General features: G+C 64.8%; 16 protein-coding genes. 10 read left to right on the top strand and 6 right to left on the bottom strand.

Features of this window, described 5'->3' with window-relative positions; translation table 11 throughout:
• Window position 1: 1 nt before the first annotated feature.
• Window positions 2-940 carry an ACP S-malonyltransferase gene (locus tag C41B8_RS05220; protein WP_037335094.1) on the top strand — a complete coding sequence of 313 codons (939 nt, stop codon included), beginning with the start codon at window positions 2-4 and terminating at the stop codon, window positions 938-940.
• A 486-nt stretch (window positions 941-1,426) separates the two neighbouring features.
• On the top strand, window positions 1,427-2,641 hold the full coding sequence (locus tag C41B8_RS05215; RefSeq protein WP_037335090.1) for a Bcr/CflA family multidrug efflux MFS transporter: 1,215 nt from the start codon (window positions 1,427-1,429) through the stop codon (window positions 2,639-2,641).
• Window positions 2,642-2,907: 266 nt separating this feature from the next.
• On the opposite strand, the gene C41B8_RS05210 is transcribed toward C41B8_RS05215, so the two are convergent.
• Window positions 2,908-4,047: a VanZ family protein gene (locus tag C41B8_RS05210; RefSeq protein WP_232226001.1), complete on the bottom strand. Its 1,140-nt coding sequence runs from the start codon at window positions 4,045-4,047 to the stop codon at window positions 2,908-2,910.
• 182 nt (window positions 4,048-4,229) lie between these two features.
• Here C41B8_RS05210 and C41B8_RS05205 point away from each other — a divergent pair, with 182 nt between their 5' ends.
• The 3 genes from C41B8_RS05205 (at window position 4,230) to C41B8_RS05195 (ending at window position 7,198) form a co-directional block, all read left to right on the top strand.
• On the top strand, window positions 4,230-5,144 hold the full coding sequence (locus tag C41B8_RS05205) for an NAD-dependent epimerase/dehydratase family protein (RefSeq protein ID WP_037335084.1): 915 nt from the start codon (window positions 4,230-4,232) through the stop codon (window positions 5,142-5,144).
• A 118-nt stretch (window positions 5,145-5,262) separates the two neighbouring features.
• Window positions 5,263-6,279: a dTDP-glucose 4,6-dehydratase gene (gene rfbB / locus C41B8_RS05200; RefSeq protein ID WP_037335082.1), complete on the top strand. Its 1,017-nt coding sequence runs from the start codon at window positions 5,263-5,265 to the stop codon at window positions 6,277-6,279.
• Between the two features lie 34 nt (window positions 6,280-6,313).
• Complete coding sequence (locus C41B8_RS05195) at window positions 6,314-7,198, top strand: DMT family transporter (protein ID WP_198025061.1); 885 nt, start codon at window positions 6,314-6,316, stop codon at window positions 7,196-7,198.
• A gap of 12 nt (window positions 7,199-7,210) precedes the next feature.
• On the opposite strand, the gene C41B8_RS05190 is transcribed toward C41B8_RS05195, so the two are convergent.
• The 3 genes from C41B8_RS05190 to C41B8_RS05180 are packed head-to-tail and all read right to left on the bottom strand — an operon-like array spanning window position 7,211 to window position 9,658.
• Window positions 7,211-8,425 carry a VanZ family protein gene (locus C41B8_RS05190; RefSeq protein WP_037335078.1) on the bottom strand — a complete coding sequence of 405 codons (1,215 nt, stop codon included), beginning with the start codon at window positions 8,423-8,425 and terminating at the stop codon, window positions 7,211-7,213.
• A 12-nt stretch (window positions 8,426-8,437) separates the two neighbouring features.
• Complete coding sequence (locus C41B8_RS05185; protein ID WP_051883118.1) at window positions 8,438-9,220, bottom strand: CDP-diacylglycerol diphosphatase; 783 nt, start codon at window positions 9,218-9,220, stop codon at window positions 8,438-8,440.
• A gap of 6 nt (window positions 9,221-9,226) precedes the next feature.
• Complete coding sequence (locus C41B8_RS05180; protein ID WP_037335075.1) at window positions 9,227-9,658, bottom strand: EF-hand domain-containing protein; 432 nt, start codon at window positions 9,656-9,658, stop codon at window positions 9,227-9,229.
• Window positions 9,659-9,787: 129 nt separating this feature from the next.
• Here C41B8_RS05180 and C41B8_RS05175 point away from each other — a divergent pair, with 129 nt between their 5' ends.
• The 5 genes from C41B8_RS05175 to ggt all read left to right on the top strand — a co-directional run bounded on the left by C41B8_RS05175 (window position 9,788) and on the right by ggt (window position 15,192).
• Window positions 9,788-10,828: a M4 family metallopeptidase gene (locus C41B8_RS05175; RefSeq protein ID WP_037335073.1), complete on the top strand. Its 1,041-nt coding sequence runs from the start codon at window positions 9,788-9,790 to the stop codon at window positions 10,826-10,828.
• Between the two features lie 7 nt (window positions 10,829-10,835).
• On the top strand, window positions 10,836-11,171 hold the full coding sequence (locus C41B8_RS05170) for a protealysin inhibitor emfourin (RefSeq protein WP_037335070.1): 336 nt from the start codon (window positions 10,836-10,838) through the stop codon (window positions 11,169-11,171).
• A gap of 47 nt (window positions 11,172-11,218) precedes the next feature.
• Window positions 11,219-12,187, top strand: a complete 969-nt coding sequence (locus C41B8_RS05165; RefSeq protein ID WP_037335067.1) for an aldo/keto reductase — start codon at window positions 11,219-11,221, stop codon at window positions 12,185-12,187.
• 73 nt (window positions 12,188-12,260) lie between these two features.
• A complete protein-coding gene (locus C41B8_RS05160; protein WP_051883117.1) occupies window positions 12,261-13,247 on the top strand; it encodes an aldo/keto reductase in 987 nt (328 codons plus the stop codon).
• A 142-nt stretch (window positions 13,248-13,389) separates the two neighbouring features.
• A complete protein-coding gene (ggt, locus tag C41B8_RS05155) occupies window positions 13,390-15,192 on the top strand; it encodes a gamma-glutamyltransferase (RefSeq protein WP_232226000.1) in 1,803 nt (600 codons plus the stop codon).
• 66 nt (window positions 15,193-15,258) lie between these two features.
• Here the strand turns inward: ggt and C41B8_RS05150 are convergent, their stop codons facing one another.
• Both C41B8_RS05150 and C41B8_RS05145 read right to left on the bottom strand, forming a co-directional pair.
• Window positions 15,259-15,822, bottom strand: a complete 564-nt coding sequence (locus tag C41B8_RS05150; protein ID WP_037335062.1) for a DUF2058 domain-containing protein — start codon at window positions 15,820-15,822, stop codon at window positions 15,259-15,261.
• Window positions 15,823-15,942: 120 nt separating this feature from the next.
• The gene (locus C41B8_RS05145) at window positions 15,943-17,139 is read right to left on the bottom strand and encodes a sensor domain-containing phosphodiesterase (RefSeq protein ID WP_051883116.1); all 1,197 of its coding nucleotides are present in this window, start codon (window positions 17,137-17,139) and stop codon (window positions 15,943-15,945) included.
• Between the last annotated feature and the right edge of the window lie 264 nt (window positions 17,140-17,403).

Below are 17,403 nucleotides of genomic sequence, written 5' to 3'. Positions count from 1 at the left end.
CATGAGCGTCGTGTTCACTTTTCCGGGCCAGGGCGCGCAGCGCCCGGGTATGTTGGTCGAGCTGCCGGACACGCCTGTCGTGGCCGATACGCTGGCCGTGGCCAGCGAGGCGCTGGGCGAAGAGGTGCGGGCGCTGGATACGCCCGAGGCGCTGGCCGATACCCGTGCGGTCCAGATCGCGTTGTGTGTGGTCGGTGTGGCGGCGGCACGTGATCTGATCGACGCGGGCGCGCCGCCGTCGGCCGCGATGGGCCTGTCCATCGGCGCCTGGCCGGCCGCCGTTATCGCGGGCGCGCTCGATTTCGGCGATGCCGTCCGGCTGGTGGCCGAACGCGGGCGGCTGATGCGCGAGGCCTATCCGCGCGGCTACGGTATGAGGGCGGTCATCGGCTTGTCGGAGGCGGCCGTGGTCGCCTTGCTTGAGCGTCTGAATGCCGGAACTCAGGCAGCCGACGCGCTGTATCTGGCCAATGTGAACGCCGATCAGCAGATTGTGGTTGCCGGGGCCGAGGCGGCGCTCGCCCGGCTCGAACATGAGGCCGGCCGGGCAGGCGCGCAGCGTGTGATACGGCTCGACATGTCAGTGCCGTCCCACTGTGCGCTGATGGATGCGCCGGCCGAGGCACTGCAACGGATTGCCGCCGAAGTGACATTCAACGCCCCGCGCCTGGCTTATTTTTCGGCCAATCGGCGTCGTCGTCTGTGGCGGGGCGAGGAAATCCGCGACGATCTCGTGTTCAACATGGCGCGTACCGTCCGCTGGGCCGATACCGCCCGTATCGTCGATGAATCAGACTTTCGGCTCGCCGTCGAGATGCCGCCCGGCCATACGTTGACGCGATTGCACCCGGCGGTCGAACCGCCCGGCGAGGCCATCGCCTGGGCCGACGCCGGACGGGCCAACGCCCGGGCACTGATCCTGCGAACACGGGAATCTTAGGGCGTGTTGAGGTTTCGTACGAGTCCGCGCCAAGCGCTGTTTTGCGGCAAGACGAGGCGTAGCGAACGTGGCGTAGTGAACCTACGCGAGAGAGCTACAACGCTGTATTGCCGTCGTGTCGTTAATTTAAGGGCGCTTGTCCCTTCGGGTTGGGCCGCCCATAAAAAATTAACCAGGGGCGCCCGGCGGCGTTGCGAGCCTGGGTCGTGGCACGCCACGACGCGGCGACTCGCGCCTTGCCGGACACGATTTGCGGACGCCAACGCGGCGCTCGCACGAAACCTCAACACGCCCTAGGGCGTTTAGGTTGCGTAAGAACGCGACGCCGGGGCGTGCTGCGCCTGACGTTCTGCCCGGCGCGGTTAGCCGGCCGTAGACCCCGCTGGCATAATACGCGCCACTTGAACCGACGCGCCGCCGCAGCCCGCGGCGACTATTCTGCGCGCCCGTCTTGCCGCCCGCCGGGCGGTGCAAGGAGCTCACTCGATGACCGAAACCGCTCAGAGCCGGGGCGAGTACGTGCTCATGGTCTGCGTACTCGGCCTGCTGACGGCTGTCGCGCCGTTGTCGATCGATACCTATTTGCCGGCCATGCCGGCGCTGGCCCGACAGTTTGCGGTCGATCCGGCGCATGTTCAGTACAGCCTGAGTCTGTTCTTTGTCGGGCTTGGCTTCGGCCAGCTGTTGTATGGGCCGATCTCGGACCGCCACGGCCGTCGGCCGGTGCTTTATTTCGGCCTGGCGTTGTATCTGGTCGCGAGCCTCGCCTGTGCCTTGTCCGTGTCGATCAACATGCTCATCGTCGCGCGTCTGGTGCAGGGACTCGGCGCGGCGGCCGGGCCGGTGATGGCCCGGGCCATCGTGCGCGATCGTTTTCGCGGCGCCAAGGCCGCCAGCGTGATGTCGTTCGTGGTGATGGTCATGGGCGCGGCGCCGCTGATTGCGCCCATGATCGGCAGCCTGATCCTGTTTCTGGGCGAGTGGCAGCTCATCTTCTGGATGCTGGTGGGCTACTCGGTGGTCGCACTGATCGCACTGGCCGTGCTGCTGGTGGAGTCGCATCCGCATCATCGTCGCGTGCGGGATCGCAGTCTGACGTCGCAGTACATCGGCTATGTTTCGCTGGTCACGCGGCTGCCGGTGTTTCTGTATCTGGCCTGTGGTTCGCTGATGTTCGGCGCGCTGTTTTCTTATGTCGCGGCCAGCTCGTTCGTTTACGTGAACCAGTTCGGTGTCGACGAATCGTTGTTCGGTTTCTATTTCAGTACCAACGTCGTGTCGATGCTGATCGGGACGTTCACCAACGGCCGCATCGTGCAGCGTTTCGGCTATCGAACCTTGCTGGGCGTGGCGGTCGGCAACACGCTGACGTGCTCGCTGGTCCTGCTGGCGACCACGCTCACCGGCTTCGGCGGGTTCTGGGGGGTGGCCGTTCCCTTGTTCTTCCTGTTGTCGACGGTCGGTGTGGCCGGCGCGAACACGGTCGCCGGTCTGCTGGATCTGGCGCCCGACGCGGCCGGTGCGGCCTCGGCGCTGTTCGGCGTGTTCCAGTTCGCCTGTGGCGCGATCGCAACCTGGGCCGTCGGGTTCATCGGCGGCGACGCGGAAGCGATGGCGATCGTGATGGCGGGAGCCGCCGGTTCGGCATTCGTGGCTTATCTGGCGCTGCGTCGTTGGGCGCCGGCGCCTGACGAGACCTAGGGCGTGTCGTCATGAGATACACCGCCGCACCCGCGCCCATGAGGTGGCAAGACAAGGCATCGTGAGCGTCGCGTGGCCCGGCCACGTGAGCGAACGATAACGCCGGATTGCCGCCTCACCGGCACGGGCCCTGCGGGTGATGCCCGCCCACCGCGCCAGGCGGCGTTGCATGCCTTGACCGTGGGGCCCGCCACGCTCGGCGGCATGCGTCTTGCCTGACACGATGGGCGGGCCTCATGCGGTGGTGTCTCTCGTGACGACACGCCCTAAACCGGCTCGTCGCGATCGCCGGCCCCGATAAACAACACGCCGGCCAGCACGGCGAGCAGCGTATCGGTCAGACCCGGCGGGTGGCCGGCATCTCGGGTTTGGATCAGCGCGAGGCCGAGAAAGAACATAGCCGTGCCGACGGCTGCGCGCCACCGGCCGACGCCAGCGATCGCAGTCAGCCAGACAAGCGCGCCGGCCGCGTAGAAATGGGCAATGACATGGCGCGCGGTGGCGATCGGCGAAAGCCCGTCCACGTCGGCGAAGCCGAATACCGAACCAAGAGGCGCGCCGGATTGCTCGTGCCAGGGCAGCAAATGCTCGGCGAGCAGGACAAGGGCCAGAGCCGCGGCGATAACGCCGGCGCGTCGTTGGCGGGGCTGCGTGGCCAGCCCGAGCCACAGGGCCAGCGCGATCAGCGCGCCGGTCCATTCCGTGATCGACAGCCAGATATTCAGCATCACGATCTGGGCACAGAACACGACGAGCATGATGATCGGCAATAGCACGCGCGTACGGCGCGCGCCGATGAGCTGGCCGAACAGGCAGGCAGCGACAAGCCAGCGCAGCGTCTCGCGCGCCAGGCCCAGCGGATCGATATGCGGGTGTCGCCACAACGAGCTGAGCGCGTCCGCATACCACCCGGTGTTGAGCGTGGGCACGAACGGATAGAGCTCGATCACGCCGAACGCCGCCAGTAGGGCCCAGACGCCGGGCTGACGCAGGTCGCCGACCGGTTGTCGCAGGCGCGCCGGTATGCGGGTCGCGATCCAGCCACCCAGCGCGCCGCCCAGCACGTTGAGATAGACATCGGTGAGCGTGGTCTGGCGGCCCCAGTCGTAAAACTGGACGAGTTCGACGCTGACGCAGAGAGCGAGACTGGTCAGGCCCGCTGCCAGAACGACCCGTGAGGCTCGATGCCGATCCGACCCGGCGAGCCCGATGAACAACCCGAGTGGCAGATACAGCACGATGTTGGCCACGAATCCGGCCGGCGATTGAGCCGGGGTACGCCAGTGCGCCAAAAGAAACAGCACCGGATTGCCGCCGCGTCCGGCATAGAAATCGAACGGGTTGAGCGAGCCGTAGACGATCACGGCCGCTGTAATCAACGCGGCCCAGAGGTAGCGCGGCGGCATGGCCGGGCGCCCGGGGCGGCCGCGCGATGAATCGAGCTCGGAATAGGGGGCTGTGCTCGCGTTCGGCCGCGAGATATCGGGATCGGAGGCCGGCATGCAACGAATGGCGAATAATGGGAAAAGGCCGCTGATACAACGGCTGTGTCAGGATAGCGGCATCTTTGTACACAAGATGAACGCGTATGAGTCTTCGCATTCTGTTCACCGGCGGCTCCGGCAAGGCCGGCCGCCATGTGGTGCCTTATTTGCTGGATCGCGGCCATACCGTGGTCAATATCGATCGCACGCCGCTGGACGATCCGCGTGTCCACAACCTGGTCGCCGATATCACCGACGCGGGCCAGATGTTCAACGCGCTGACCGCGTATGCCCATCTCGGCGAGCTCGACGAGGCCAACGGCGGGCCGAAACCCTTCGATGCCGTGGTGCATTTCGCCGCAATCCCGCGGATTCTGGTCACCCCGGACAACGAAACCTATCGCGTCAACGCGGTCGGTACCTACAACGTGCTCGAGGCTGCGACCAAACTCGGTGTGCGCAAGATCGTGTTCGCCTCGTCGGAGACGACTTACGGCATCTGTTTCGCCGAAGGCGAGGTCAAGCCGGATTTCCTGCCGGTGACCGAGGATCATCCGACCGATCCGATCGATAGCTATGCCATGTCGAAGGTCTGCAACGAAGCGACGGCGCGGGCGTTCGCCAAGCGTAGCGGTGCGGATATCTATGGCCTGCGTATCGGCAACGTGATCGAGCCGCACGAATACGCCACCTATTTCCCGCGTTATTTCGACGATCCGTCGCTGCGTCGGCGCAATATCTTCTGCTATATCGATGCACGTGATCTGGGCCAGATCGTCGATCGCTGTCTGGCCACCGATGGCCTCGGTTATCAGATGTTCAACGCTGGCAACGACCACAATTCGGTGGATCTGACGACCGCTGAGATCATCGAGGAGTTCTATCCGGATGTGCCGGTTCGCGGCGAGCTGGGCGAATACGAAGCGCTGTATTCCAATCGCAAGATCCGCGAGATGCTCGGTTTTGTCGAAGAGCATCCCTGGCATCGCTACGTGACGTCGCCACGGCTCGGCGAATAAGCCTGCCGGCGTCGGGCCGCGGGGCGCCGACGGCTAATGGGCCGGCGCCCCGCGGCCGTTGAGCTCGTATCGCCTGGGCGGTAACGCAGCGAAATAGCGACAGGCCCCAGGAGCCGATTTGCGTATCCTCGTCACCGGCGGCGCCGGGTTCATCGGTTCGGCGCTGGTCCGCCACCTGCTGGCCGATCGACGGCATGTCGTGATCAACGTCGATGCGTTGACCTATGCCGCGCTGCCTGGCGCGCTCGGCGACGTCGAGCATGACGCCCATCATGTGTTCGTGCACGCGGACGTGCGCGATGCGGCTGCCATGGCGGCGGTATTCGAGACCCACGATCCGGATGGCGTGATCCACCTCGCGGCCGAGTCGCACGTCGATCGTTCGATCGCGGGCCCGGCCGTTTTCGTTGAGACCAATGTCGGCGGCACCCAGGTGCTGCTGGAAGCCGCGCGACGCCACCGTGACCGATTGCCCGGCGCGCGGGCCGATGCGTTTCGCTGGCTGCAGGTATCCACCGACGAGGTCTATGGCAGCGCCGGGCCGAGCGATGTCTTCGACGAATCCAGCCCCTATGCCCCGAACTCACCGTATGCCGCGAGCAAGGCAGCGGCCGATCATCTGGTCCGGGCCTGGCGCGTGACTTACGGCCTGCCGACGCTGGTGACCCACGGCGCCAATACCTACGGTCCGTTCCAGTATCCCGAAAAGCTGGTGCCGGTCGCGATCTATCGCGCGCTCACGGGCGGGCTGTTGCCGGTCTACGGCAACGGCGGGCAGATGCGCGATTGGCTGCACGTCGACGATCACGCGGCAGCCATCGCACGGGTGTTCACCGCGGGCGAGGCCGGCCAGCGTTACAACATCGCCACCGGCCGGGTCTGCACGAATCGCGATCTGGTGCAGCGCATCGCAGCCATCGTCGATCGCCTCGCGCCGGCCCACGCGCCGGTAGCCGAGCGCATTCGGTTCGTCGCCGATCGAGCCGGCCACGATCAGCGCTATGCGCTGGATACGCGCCGGATCCGCGATACGCTCGGCTGGCAGCCGCGCATCGGTCTCGATGAAGGGCTCGCGGCCACCGTGCGCTGGTGTCTCGATCATCCGGAGTTTGCACGTCTGTTGCCGCCTGCCTGACGGAGCCGGGCTGGTAGCATCGCGAATTGAATCCGTGACTCAACGCAACATGTCGAACGATCGTCATGTCGGTTTGGCGAGCCTCTGCGTGCTCGGCGCCGGCTGTCTCTGGGGGCTGTACTGGATCCCGGTACGTGCGCTGGCCGCGGCGGGGCTTACCGGCGCCACCGGCTCGCTGGTCGTCGTGGCGATCGCGCTGGCTATTCTGATCGTCGCCCTGTTGCTTCGCCGCGAGCCGATTGGGCACGCCGACGGCTTGGCGCTCGCGGCCAGCGCCACCGGCGGTGCGGCCTTCATGCTCTATTCCATTGGGCTGGTCGAAGGGCGGGTGAGCTCGGTCATTCTGTTGTTTTATCTGACGCCGGTCTGGACCACGATGATCACCGCGTTCGTCCTGCGCTGGCCGGTGCCGCGTCTGCGCTATGCGGTGATCGCGCTCGGCCTGGTCGGTCTGGTGCTGGTGCTCGGCGCGGACGGCGGCGTGCCGTTGCCTCATGCGCCCGGCGAGTGGCTCGGGCTGGCCGCGGGCGTGTTGTGGTCGATCTCGTCCGTCGGTATGCGGGTTCGGGGTGAGCTGGCACCGTGGCCGGGCAGCGCCGTATTTGCCGCCGGCGCGTTGACGGCCGGTCTGTTGGTCTGGGCGCTGCTGCCGGTGGGCTCAACCGGGCCGATTCATGCCGATGGGGCGACCGGGGCCTGGGCGTTGGCAGCCGCTACGGTCTGGTGGATCGGCTCCATGCTGGCGCTGGTTTGGGCCACGACTCGGCTTGAGCCGGCACGCGTCGGTATTCTGTTGATGAGCGAAGTCCTGGTCGGCGTGGTTTCGTCCGCGCTGTTCGCTGGCGAGACCCTGACTGGCATGCAGATCGCCGGCGCCGCGTTGTTGCTGGCGGTCGGGGTGCTCGACGCGCTCGGCTGACGCGGATGCGCGTCAATCCGCCGGGACGATATTTCCGGCGCCGCGACGCGGGCCTTCGGAGGCGGTTGCCCGTGTGCTCGCCAGCCACGAAAGTACGGCCGCCGCGGCCAGCGCAATCAGGGCATCCGTGATTTCCGCCGAACGTCCGGGCAGATGGGTTTCGAGCAGGCTGGTGATGAACAGCCCCGCCGCGACCATGGCCCCGGCGGCGGCGTGCCGGAGCCCGGCCACCGAAAGCAGCCAGACGAGGCTGGTGTAGAGGAACAGCTTGTCGGCCAGAGCCTGCGTATTTGCGGCCATCGACCCGTGGAGGATCGAGAAAAAGGGAATCCAGTCGAAGTGATGCGCGTTCGACTGCCAGTCGAAAGGCAGCAGGCGATCGCCCAGCACGACCAGTGCCAGCAGTATGGCCAACAGAACGCCCCCGGTACGCCGGGGCGCGCCGGCGATGATCTGCCAGGCGATCACGGCAATGGGCAGGGCCACGATTTCGGATAACGACAATCGGTTATGCGTAATGATGACCTTGGCCGAAAGCACGCCCAGCATCGCGACGACGATGAGCCAGCGGCTACGCTCGCGCCCCGCCAGATCGGCCAGCAGGGCAGCGACAACGGTCCATATCACTGTATAGGAGGCGATATCGAAGGCGTGGAGCGTCGGATGTACGACCACCGGTTTGATCGCTCGCCAGTAGGCATGCAGATCCAGCGTCGGTACGTAGGGAAACAGTCGGTAGCCCAGATACGCCAGCAATAACAGGGCGGCCGTTTGGCGTGCCGGCGAGTTCATATCGACACGCTGGTTGAGCCATCGCGTCAGGGGCAGCGATAGGAGAGCCCCCGCGAGCGTACCGAGCACGTTGGGCAACACATCCGTGAGCGTGGTAACGCGGCCTTGGTCGAAAAATTGCGTGAGCTCGATGCTCGTGCTCAGCGCCGTGCCAAGAAGCGTAGCGAGCAGCACTTGTCGCCAGGCTGCACGGGTATGCCTTTGTGCGGGGACGAAGAACAGCCCCAGAGGCATGTAGAGCACGATATTGGCGATCAGGCCGGACAGCGGCTGATCGTGCATGTGGTACGACAGAAACAGGGTCTGGACCGCAGCGATGAACGAGGCGTCGTGAAACCGGAACGGATACAACGAGCCGTAGATGATGAACGCCACCGCCAGCAGCGTGGCATAGACGAAACGACGCGGAGAATCGACCGATGATATGGATGGCATGAGGGCGGCCGATTATTCGTTGGCCTGCGGCGCGGCCGGGGCATGGAACTCCGCGATGCCGGGCAGAACATGGCAGGCATGTGATTCCAGCTCCTCCGGCGAGGCGAAATTGCCGGCCAGCCGATGCACGCGAGTGGCCAGCAGCACGAGACCGGCGCCGTCCACCCGAGTCAGTGCCAGCCCATAATCGCCCATATGTTCGTCGGCATCGTCATGGCGCGCCAGCAGGCGGGCGGCGCCGCTGCGTTGCAGCGCGGTCGGCGTCACGCGGCGTGCGATATAGCGATGGCCGGCCAGTGGCCGTGGCAACGGTGTCCAGTCCGCGCCGATGTCGGAGGCCATGTTCGCCAGGGCGCGCTTCACGTCGGGCGCGATGCAGGAAATATGAATGTGCAGCTGGTTTTGCGTGCGTCCATGCGGCGAGTTCAGCGCCAGCATGATGTCGTCGTCGGCAATCGGGTGGCCGAAGCGTTTTGCCATGATATGGCGATCGTGCCACGCCTCGGCCAGATAAGGCGGGGCATGCGGTTCGAGTAGCGTCGGGCTTTCGATTCCGGACACCCGAATCGTCGGGATTAGCAGGTATTGCAGCGGGCCGACCCGATCCTTGAGCAGCGCATAACCGTCACGCCTATCGACGCGAGCACAGGGGCCGGTTCCGTCGCCCGCCTTGGCGGCTGGCACGCAGCGGCCGTGCACGATCTGCCAGAGCGCGTTGGGATTGTGCGCCGCGGCCGGTAGCGCGATCCAGCCCGCGGCGAGCACGACTGGCGCGATCCATCGGAGTAAACGCATTGGTGGTCAGTGATTCGATGTGTCGCCGTTGTTGTCGCCGGCATTCGGGTTCGCGCCGGGTTTGACCTGGACACGGTGGCCGTCCGGGTACACCAGATAGGTTTGTCCCCCGGAGACGGCCGGGCCGAAGGCGCCGCTCGAACGGGCCGCTTCGATGCCCGCCTTGAACTGGGCGTAGTCGATGCCGGGATTACTGTGCTGGGCCTGTTTTTCCAGGGTGGCGTTGGTATCCATCGAGTCGTACATGTTCGCGATCGGTTCGACAGCGCTGGCTTCGGCACGCGACAGGTAGCCGTCGCCGTTGGCATCGAGCTGGTCGAACAGGGCGCGCGTGGCCGACAGATCACCGGGTTTGCCCGGCGTATTGCTCTGCGCCGCGGCGAACGGGCTGGTGGCGAGCAGGGCGAGCCCGGTGGCAAATAGCAATAGGCGGCGCATGGCGATCTCCGGCGGGGCGGTGGTCAATGGCGTTGAGATTAACCCAGCTGCCATCCGTGTACGACGGGATGCGCAGGGAGATTGTCGGGTGCATGATGCAATCAGTCTCTCGTTTTTCCGAGGCCAGCCATGGTTTCGACCCGTCATCGCCGCAGCGGCATCGTGCCGCCGCATATTCTCGAGCGTCTGGCACAGCACGCGCCCGACGACATCAAGCAATGTGTGCTGGAAACACAGCGCGCGAACGAAGCACTACAGCGCATGCGGTTGACCGCCGTCACAGCGCTTCCAGAGGCGGCCGATGAACTGCGCCGCACGATCTACGATGCCGGCCATACGCAGGATCTTCCCGGGCGGATGGTTCGGCGCGAGGATGAGGCCGCCGCCGACGACCGCGAAGTCAACGAGGCCTACGACGATCTCGGCCGGACATGGCGGTTCTATAAGGAAGTGTTCGACCGCAACTCGATCGACAACCACGGACTGGCGCTGGACGGCAGCGTGCATTACGGGCGTCACTACGACAACGCGTTCTGGAACGGACGCGAAATGGTCTTTGGTGATGGAGACGGCCGGATTTTCCGACCGTTTACGCGTTCGCTGGATGTCGTCGCCCACGAACTCACCCACGGCGTGACCGAGGCCACGGCCGGGCTGGCGTATCAGGACCAGTCGGGCGCGCTCAACGAATCCGTGTCCGACGTGTTCGGCGTGATGACGGCCCAGTATGCGGCCGGCCAGACGGCTGCCGAAGCCGACTGGCTCATCGGTGCTGAACTGCTCACCGATCAGGTTCACGGCGCGGCGCTGCGTTCGCTGGCCCGGCCGGGGACCGCCTACGACGATCCAACACTGGGTCGCGATCCGCAACCGGCCACCATGGCTCACTATGTCGAGACCCGTCAGGATAACGGCGGCGTGCATATCAATTCCGGGATTCCGAACCATGCCTTCTATCGGGCCGCGATGGCGGCCGGTGGATACAGCTGGGAAACGGTCGGCCCGGTGTGGTACGCCACGCTCAACGATCATCGATTGACCGAAAACGCCGATTTCGCTCAATTCGCGGGCGTGACGCTCGCCAACGCACGCGAACACGCCGGCCGGGAGCTTGCCGACATCGTGAGCCAAGCCTGGAGCGACGTGGGCGTCACGCCGGCCGAGGTCTGATGCGGTCATGGCGAAGCCTGGCGCGCTGCCCCCTGACTCTCGTTTTCGGCTGACCCGCGAGGGCGGGCTGGTCGCGGCGCCGGGTCTGATGCGGGCGCGGGAATTCGCCTGGGGTGATTGCCAGCCGGGCCGACAGCAACAGCGCCTGGCCGAGCTGGTCGACGTGGCGCGCGAGCGCGCCACGGCACGCCCGGGTCGGGGTGACCAGCGCTTCTTCCGACTTGAGCTGTTCGCGGGGGACGATCTCACTACGCCCACCGAGCAGCTCACGATCGACGAAACCGACGCGCCGCCGCGTTTGGTCGCGCTCTGGGAACACGGCATCCCGAGCCTCGACGGATAGCGCCGCTGCCGTTTTGCAACCGAATCGATTCATGCAATGGAGCCAACATGGAATATCGCACCCTGGGTCTGACCGAACTCAAGACCGCCCCGCTGATCTTCGGCGGCAATGTGTTCGGCTGGACGCTGAACGAAAAAGACAGCTTCGACATGATCGATGCCTGGCTGGATGCCGGCTTCAACATGATCGATACCGCCGACGTCTACTCGAAATGGGCTGAAGGCCATTCGGGCGGCGAATCGGAAGCGCTGCTCGGGCGTTATCTCGCCGAACGCGGCAATCGCGATCGCATCGTGTTGGCCAGCAAGGTCGGCATGGAAATGCCCGATCAGGGTGAAGGGCTGTCGCGCGAGTGGATCACGACCGAAATCGAGAACTCGCTGCGCCGTCTGAACACCGATTATCTCGATCTGTACTTTGCCCATACCGATGACGACACCACGCCGCTCGACGAAACCATGGAAGCGTTCGACCGGCTGATCTCGGACGGCAAGGTCCGTAACATCGGCGCGTCCAACTATGACGGCGCGCGGCTGGTGTCGGCGCTGGGCGCGGCACGCGATCTCGAGGTGCCGCGTTATGAAGTGCTGCAGCCGTTCTACAATCTTTACGATCGATTCGATTTCGAAAACGATCTGGCCGAGATCTGCATCGAGCACGATCTGGGCGTGACGCCGTATTTCTCGCTCGCCAGCGGTTTTCTGACCGGCAAATATCGCAGCCGGGCCGATGCCGAAGGCCGGGCGCGTGCGCCGTTCGTGGACAAGTACTTCGACGACCGCGGCATGCGGATTCTCGCCGCGCTGGACGACGTCGCCGCGCGCTACGACACCACGCCGGCGGCCATCGCGCTGGCCTGGCTCATCCAGCGTCGGAGCGTAACCGCGCCGATCGTATCGGCCACGTCGAAGTCGCAGTTCGACCAGCTCGTCACGGCGACCTCGATCACGCTAGACGAGGCGGCTGTGACCACGCTGGACGAGGCGAGCGCGACCCCGCCGGAAGAGCGCGAATAACCGATTTCCGAACCCGGCCGCGTCGGGCCGACGACGCGGCCGCCAACGACTCATCCACCGCTCAGGAGGATATATGAGCGACTTCAAGCATTCTGGCCCGACTCTGGATCGCATGGGCTTCGGCGGCGCACCGCTGGGCGATATGTATGCGCATTCGGACGACGACCGGGCCCGCGAGACGCTGGCCACGGCTTGGCAGCACGGTATTCGCTACTACGACACGGCGCCGCACTACGGGGCCGGGCTGTCGGAGCAGCGCTTTGGTTCGTTCCTGGCGCGCAAGCCGCGCTCCGAATATGTGCTCTCGACCAAAGTCGGGCGCGTGCTCGAACCGGCCGAAGAGCCCGAGGCCACCGGCCCGTTCGTGGGCGGGCTATATTTCAAGCGCCGCCTGGATTATTCCTACGACGGCGCGAAGCAGGCCGTGCACGACAGCCTCCAGCGCATGGGTGTGGGCTATCTCGACATCGTCTATATCCACGATCTTTCGCCGGACGCGCTGGGCGATGCGTGGACCGATTATTTCGCCACTGCCATGGCCGGCGCGGCCAGGGCGCTCACCGAAATGCGCGACCAGGGGCTTATCCACGGCTGGGGGCTGGGCGTGAACACCATCGAGCCTTGCCTGCGGGCGCTGGACGAGGCGGATCCCGACGTATTCCTGCTCGCGACCCAGTATCACCTGCTCAACACGGCGGGGGCGGACGAGCTGTTTCCGCGTTGCCTCGATCGCGACGTGAGCGTGGTGGTCGGGGCGCCGTTCGGGTCGGGACTGCTCGCCGGCGGCGATCATTATCTCTATCAGAAGGCGACCGAGGAATCGATACGTACGCGCGATCGGATGGCCGAGATCTGCCGTGGCCACGGCGTGGATCTCAAGGCTGCCGCGTTACAGTTCTCGGCGGCTCATCCGGCGGTGGACTCGATCATCCCCGGTGCCAGCAAGCCGGAGCGGATTCCGCAGAACAAGGCGTTGTTCGAGACCGATATTCCGGCCGAACTCTGGGCCGAGTTCAAACGTGAGGGCTTGTTGCCGGCGTCGGCCTACGTGCCGGATTGAGCCGTCCGTTCGACGTTGTGTCCGGACCTGCCGGATCGGCCCGTACGGTCGATCCGGTAGCGTTTTGACGCAAGGCCGGGGTGCCGTCTGCTGCGTGAGCCCGCTATAGTGGCTCGAGAGATTTCAGCTCGGTATGCGTTTCATGTTTAAGGGATTCTTGCGCCGCCTGGGGATGATCGGCGGGGCAACCATCGTCGCGATCGGTTTGAGCACGGGCGTATCGATCGCCGCAACGCCGAGCGATTCGGGCATATCCGCCAGCGCGCTGGACGTCACCGCGCCGCCGACCACGCGCCAGGCGCTGGCGAAGGCACAACCGGTCAGCGCCCAGCACGCGATGGTGGTGACGGCCCAGCATCTGGCCACGAAAGTTGGCGTCAACGTGCTCAAGCAGGGCGGCAACGCGGTGGACGCGGCCGTAGCGGTCGGCTACGCGCTGGCCGTGGTCCATCCCTGCTGCGGCAACATCGGCGGTGGGGGCTTCATGGTGTTGCATCTGGCCAAGTCGGCGGATCATCCAGAACGCAACCTGTTTCTCGATTTCCGCGAGAAAGCGCCCGAAAAAGCCACACCCACGCTTTTCCAAGATGCGGATGGCAACGTCGTGGACGGCCGCAGTACAAAGACTTATCTCGGCACCGGCGTCCCGGGCACGGTGATGGGGCTGGAAGAAGCGCGCCGGCGTTTTGGCACCATGAGCCGAAAACAACTGATGGCGCCGGCGATTCGGCTGGCGCGCCAGGGCTTCACTCTGGAACAGGGCGACGTGAACATCCTGCACGAGCGCAGTGACGACTTCGCCGACCAGCCCAACGTCGCCAAGATCTTTCTCAATCACGGCAAGCCGTATCAGGTCGGCGACACCCTCAAGCAGCCCCAGCTCGCGCATACGCTGTCGTTGATCTCGAAACAGGGCACGAAAGCGTTCTATCACGGCGCCATCGCTAAAGCGGTGGTCAAGGCCAGCAAGGCCCACGGCGGTATCCTGACCCTGCAGGATTTTGCCGACTACACCGCACCGTGGGGCCAACCGGTCACCTGTGGCTATCACGGCTATACCGTGGTCTCGACGCCGCCGCCAAGTTCGGGTGGAACCACGATCTGCGAGATTCTGGGCATTCTCGATCCGCTGCCGTTACAGCAATGGGGTTACGGTTCGGTCAAGACGTCGCATTATCTGATCGAGGCCGAACGACGGGCGTTCGCCGATCGCAATACCTATCTGGGCGACCCTGCGTTCGTGCACAACCCGATCGACAAGCTGCTGTCGGCCGATCACCTGGCCCAGCTGCGCGACAGCATCAATCCCGACGAGGCAACGCCGTCGTCGCAGATTCACGGTAGCCTCGGGCCGCGAGAGGGTCAGCACACCACGCAGTATTCGGTGGTCGACGACCAGGGCAACGCCGTGAGCGTGACCTATACCATCAACTATCTGTTCGGTAACGGTCATATCGCCGGCAACACGGGCTTCTTCCTCAACAACGAGATGGACGATTTCACAGCCAAGCCCGGGGTGCCGAATGCGTTCGGGCTGGTGCAGGGCAAGGCTAATCAGGTCGAGGGCGGCAAGCGGCCGTTGTCGTCGATGTCGCCCTCGCTGGTGCTCAAGAACGGCAACCTGTTCATGGTCACCGGCAGCCCCGGTGGCTCGACCATCATCTCGACCACGCTCGAGAGCATGCTCAACGTGATCGATTTCGGCATGAACGTGCAGCAGGCGGTCAACGCGCCGCGCATTCACAATCAGTGGCTGCCGGATCGGACCAAGGTGGAGCCGGGTTATCTGACGGATTCGGTCAAGCAGAAGCTCGAAGCCATGGGGCATAGCTTCCACGTGGTGCGCTCCTGGGGCGCGGACGAGGCCATCCTTCGCCACGCCGACGGCACGCTGGAAGGCGCCAACGATCGTCGGCGCCCGGCGGGGCTCGCAGCTGGCTATTGATTCGCCGGTCGCGACGCCATCCGAACCGGCGTTTTCCCGATCGCGGCCCTCGGGCCGCGGCCGGTGTCACCACATCAGGTCGTCGGGGACTTCATAGCCGGCGTAGGGGTCGTCGGGGTCCGCTTCCGAGGCTTTGTCCGCTTCGGTGATCCGGGAGATCGCTTTCGGAATCAGTGCTTCCAGGCGCTGGGCGGTTTCGACGTCGACCAGCGAGGTCTGGCCGTCGTAACGTACGATTGCCAGTCGGCCATCGGCTAGACGACGACGCTGATCGCGACTGACCGGCAGGCGACGGATCTTGCCTTTCACCGTATAGCTGTAGGGTGGCTCGTCGGCTTCCGGCTTTTCGATCGCGATGCGATGCTCGTTGATGATCTGGATCGCCTGGCGCTTGCGCTCGCGTTGTTCGCGTTCCGCATTGGCCGCTTGGGCGCGCTTGCGATCGGCCTCGCGTTTGGCGGCGGTCGCCGCCTCGACATCTTTAGAGAGCTTCTGTTGCTCTTCATCGCCCTTGCCGCCGGCCCGCCGCGCCGCCTTGTTGCGCCGTGCCTTGTCGTGGCGCGCCTTCTTGGCCTGCTTGGGCTTGGCGATGCCCGCCTTGAGCAATTGATCCTGTAGCGACTGACCCATGATATGCGTCGGCTTGGTTTGATCGGTCTTTATTTTAGAGCTGGGCAAGGCCGCGAATCCAGGGCGCCCAGAGTATAGCGGGCGGGGACAGCTCGATTCGCGACCGTTATGTCGCTTGCGCTACCAGTCGATATCGAAACAGACCACCCGTTCCGGCGGATTGCCCTGGGCGATCGACAATGTCACGCACATGTAAGCGCCAGTGCTCGATAAGTAGGGGCGTGATGTCTGCAGTCGCTGGGGCTCGGCCATCGCGGCCCGGAAATACTGGCGTCGCGACCAGGTGCCACCCGAGGTATCGGTGATGGGGCCGGCATGAAAGATGCGCCGCGTGCGCAACGAGCGACCGTCCACATGCATGAGCTGTTCGCCGCGCGCGTTGAGCATGTAGAAGCGCGCTGCACGCGGCATATTCATGAGCGCGCGTGTGGCTTCTTGAGGGCTTTCGCCTCTGGCAATGCGCTCGATCGCGTCGCGGAACGCGTCCGAATAAGGCGCGATACGGTCCGCTTCGAGGCGTTCCTGAATCGTGCTCGTGGTTTCGAAGTGCTGGCTGATTTCGCCGAAAATGGGCAGACCGTCGATGCGGGTATGGTCGATCTCGCGCGTTGGCTTCGCGAAATAGAAGCCCTGAACGAAATCGATGTCGGCGTCCATGGCCAGCAGGGCTTGTTCACGTGTTTCGATGCCCTCGGCCAGTACGAGAGAGCCGGCTTCGTGAATGAGCGAGACCAGATTGGGCAACATCTGACGCAGGCGGCCCGTGCGATGCTGTTCCGCCTCGACGATGAGGCTGCGGTCGAGCTTGATGATGTCGGGCGCCAGCCGCCAGATCCGGTCGAAGTTGGAATGCCCGGTGCCGAAATCATCGAGCGCGACGAGGGCGCCGATCGAACGAAAGTAATCGACCGCCGCGAACAGCTGTGGCTCATCGTCGATGGCCCCCTCGACGATCTCAATGACCAGTCGTTGCGGCGGGACCCCAGCCTCGCGCAAGGCGCTCGTCAATGTTCCGTCGTGGTACCAGCGATCGGCAATGGTGCTGGGGTCGAGATTGAGGAAGAGCCAGCGTTCGTCCGGCGCCTGCGCGGAGAAGTTGCGGATATGCAGACTCTGACAGAGCGTGTCCAGCTGACGAATATCGCCGTGCTCGGCGGCTTCCCGGATCACATCGACCGGGGAATGCGAGTGATTGTCCGCGTCCACAGGACGCATCAGTGATTCGAAACCCACACTGCGTCGATGACACAGGCTCAGGATGGGTTGAAACACGCTGTGTAGCTGATAGCCGTTGTAGCGCGCCGTAACCGCGTTCATGGGGTCGACGACAGGCCGTGGGTGTGCCGAGCCGGCGCGTACGCAACCGGCGCCCGACCTGCCGGGGGGACCCAGTGAAGCGAAAGCGAAGCCGGAAGCGGATCGGTCATGGATCGTCTCGGTCAACAGAGCGGTCGGGTATGGTCGACAGGGTGGCTATGCCGACTGGCCCGGGTATCGATTGTGTCTACGTATCATCACGGACTATTGATCAAGGATACGCGCTACCTTGAGGGGAATCGAGCATTTACTGCGTCATCTTGA

It is taken from the genome of Salinisphaera hydrothermalis C41B8 (assembly GCF_000732535.1).
Taxonomy (GTDB): Bacteria; Pseudomonadota; Gammaproteobacteria; order Nevskiales; family Salinisphaeraceae; genus Salinisphaera; species Salinisphaera hydrothermalis.
Note: the sequence above shows the minus strand (reverse complement) of the source record. Positions and strands in the feature narration are given on the sequence as shown.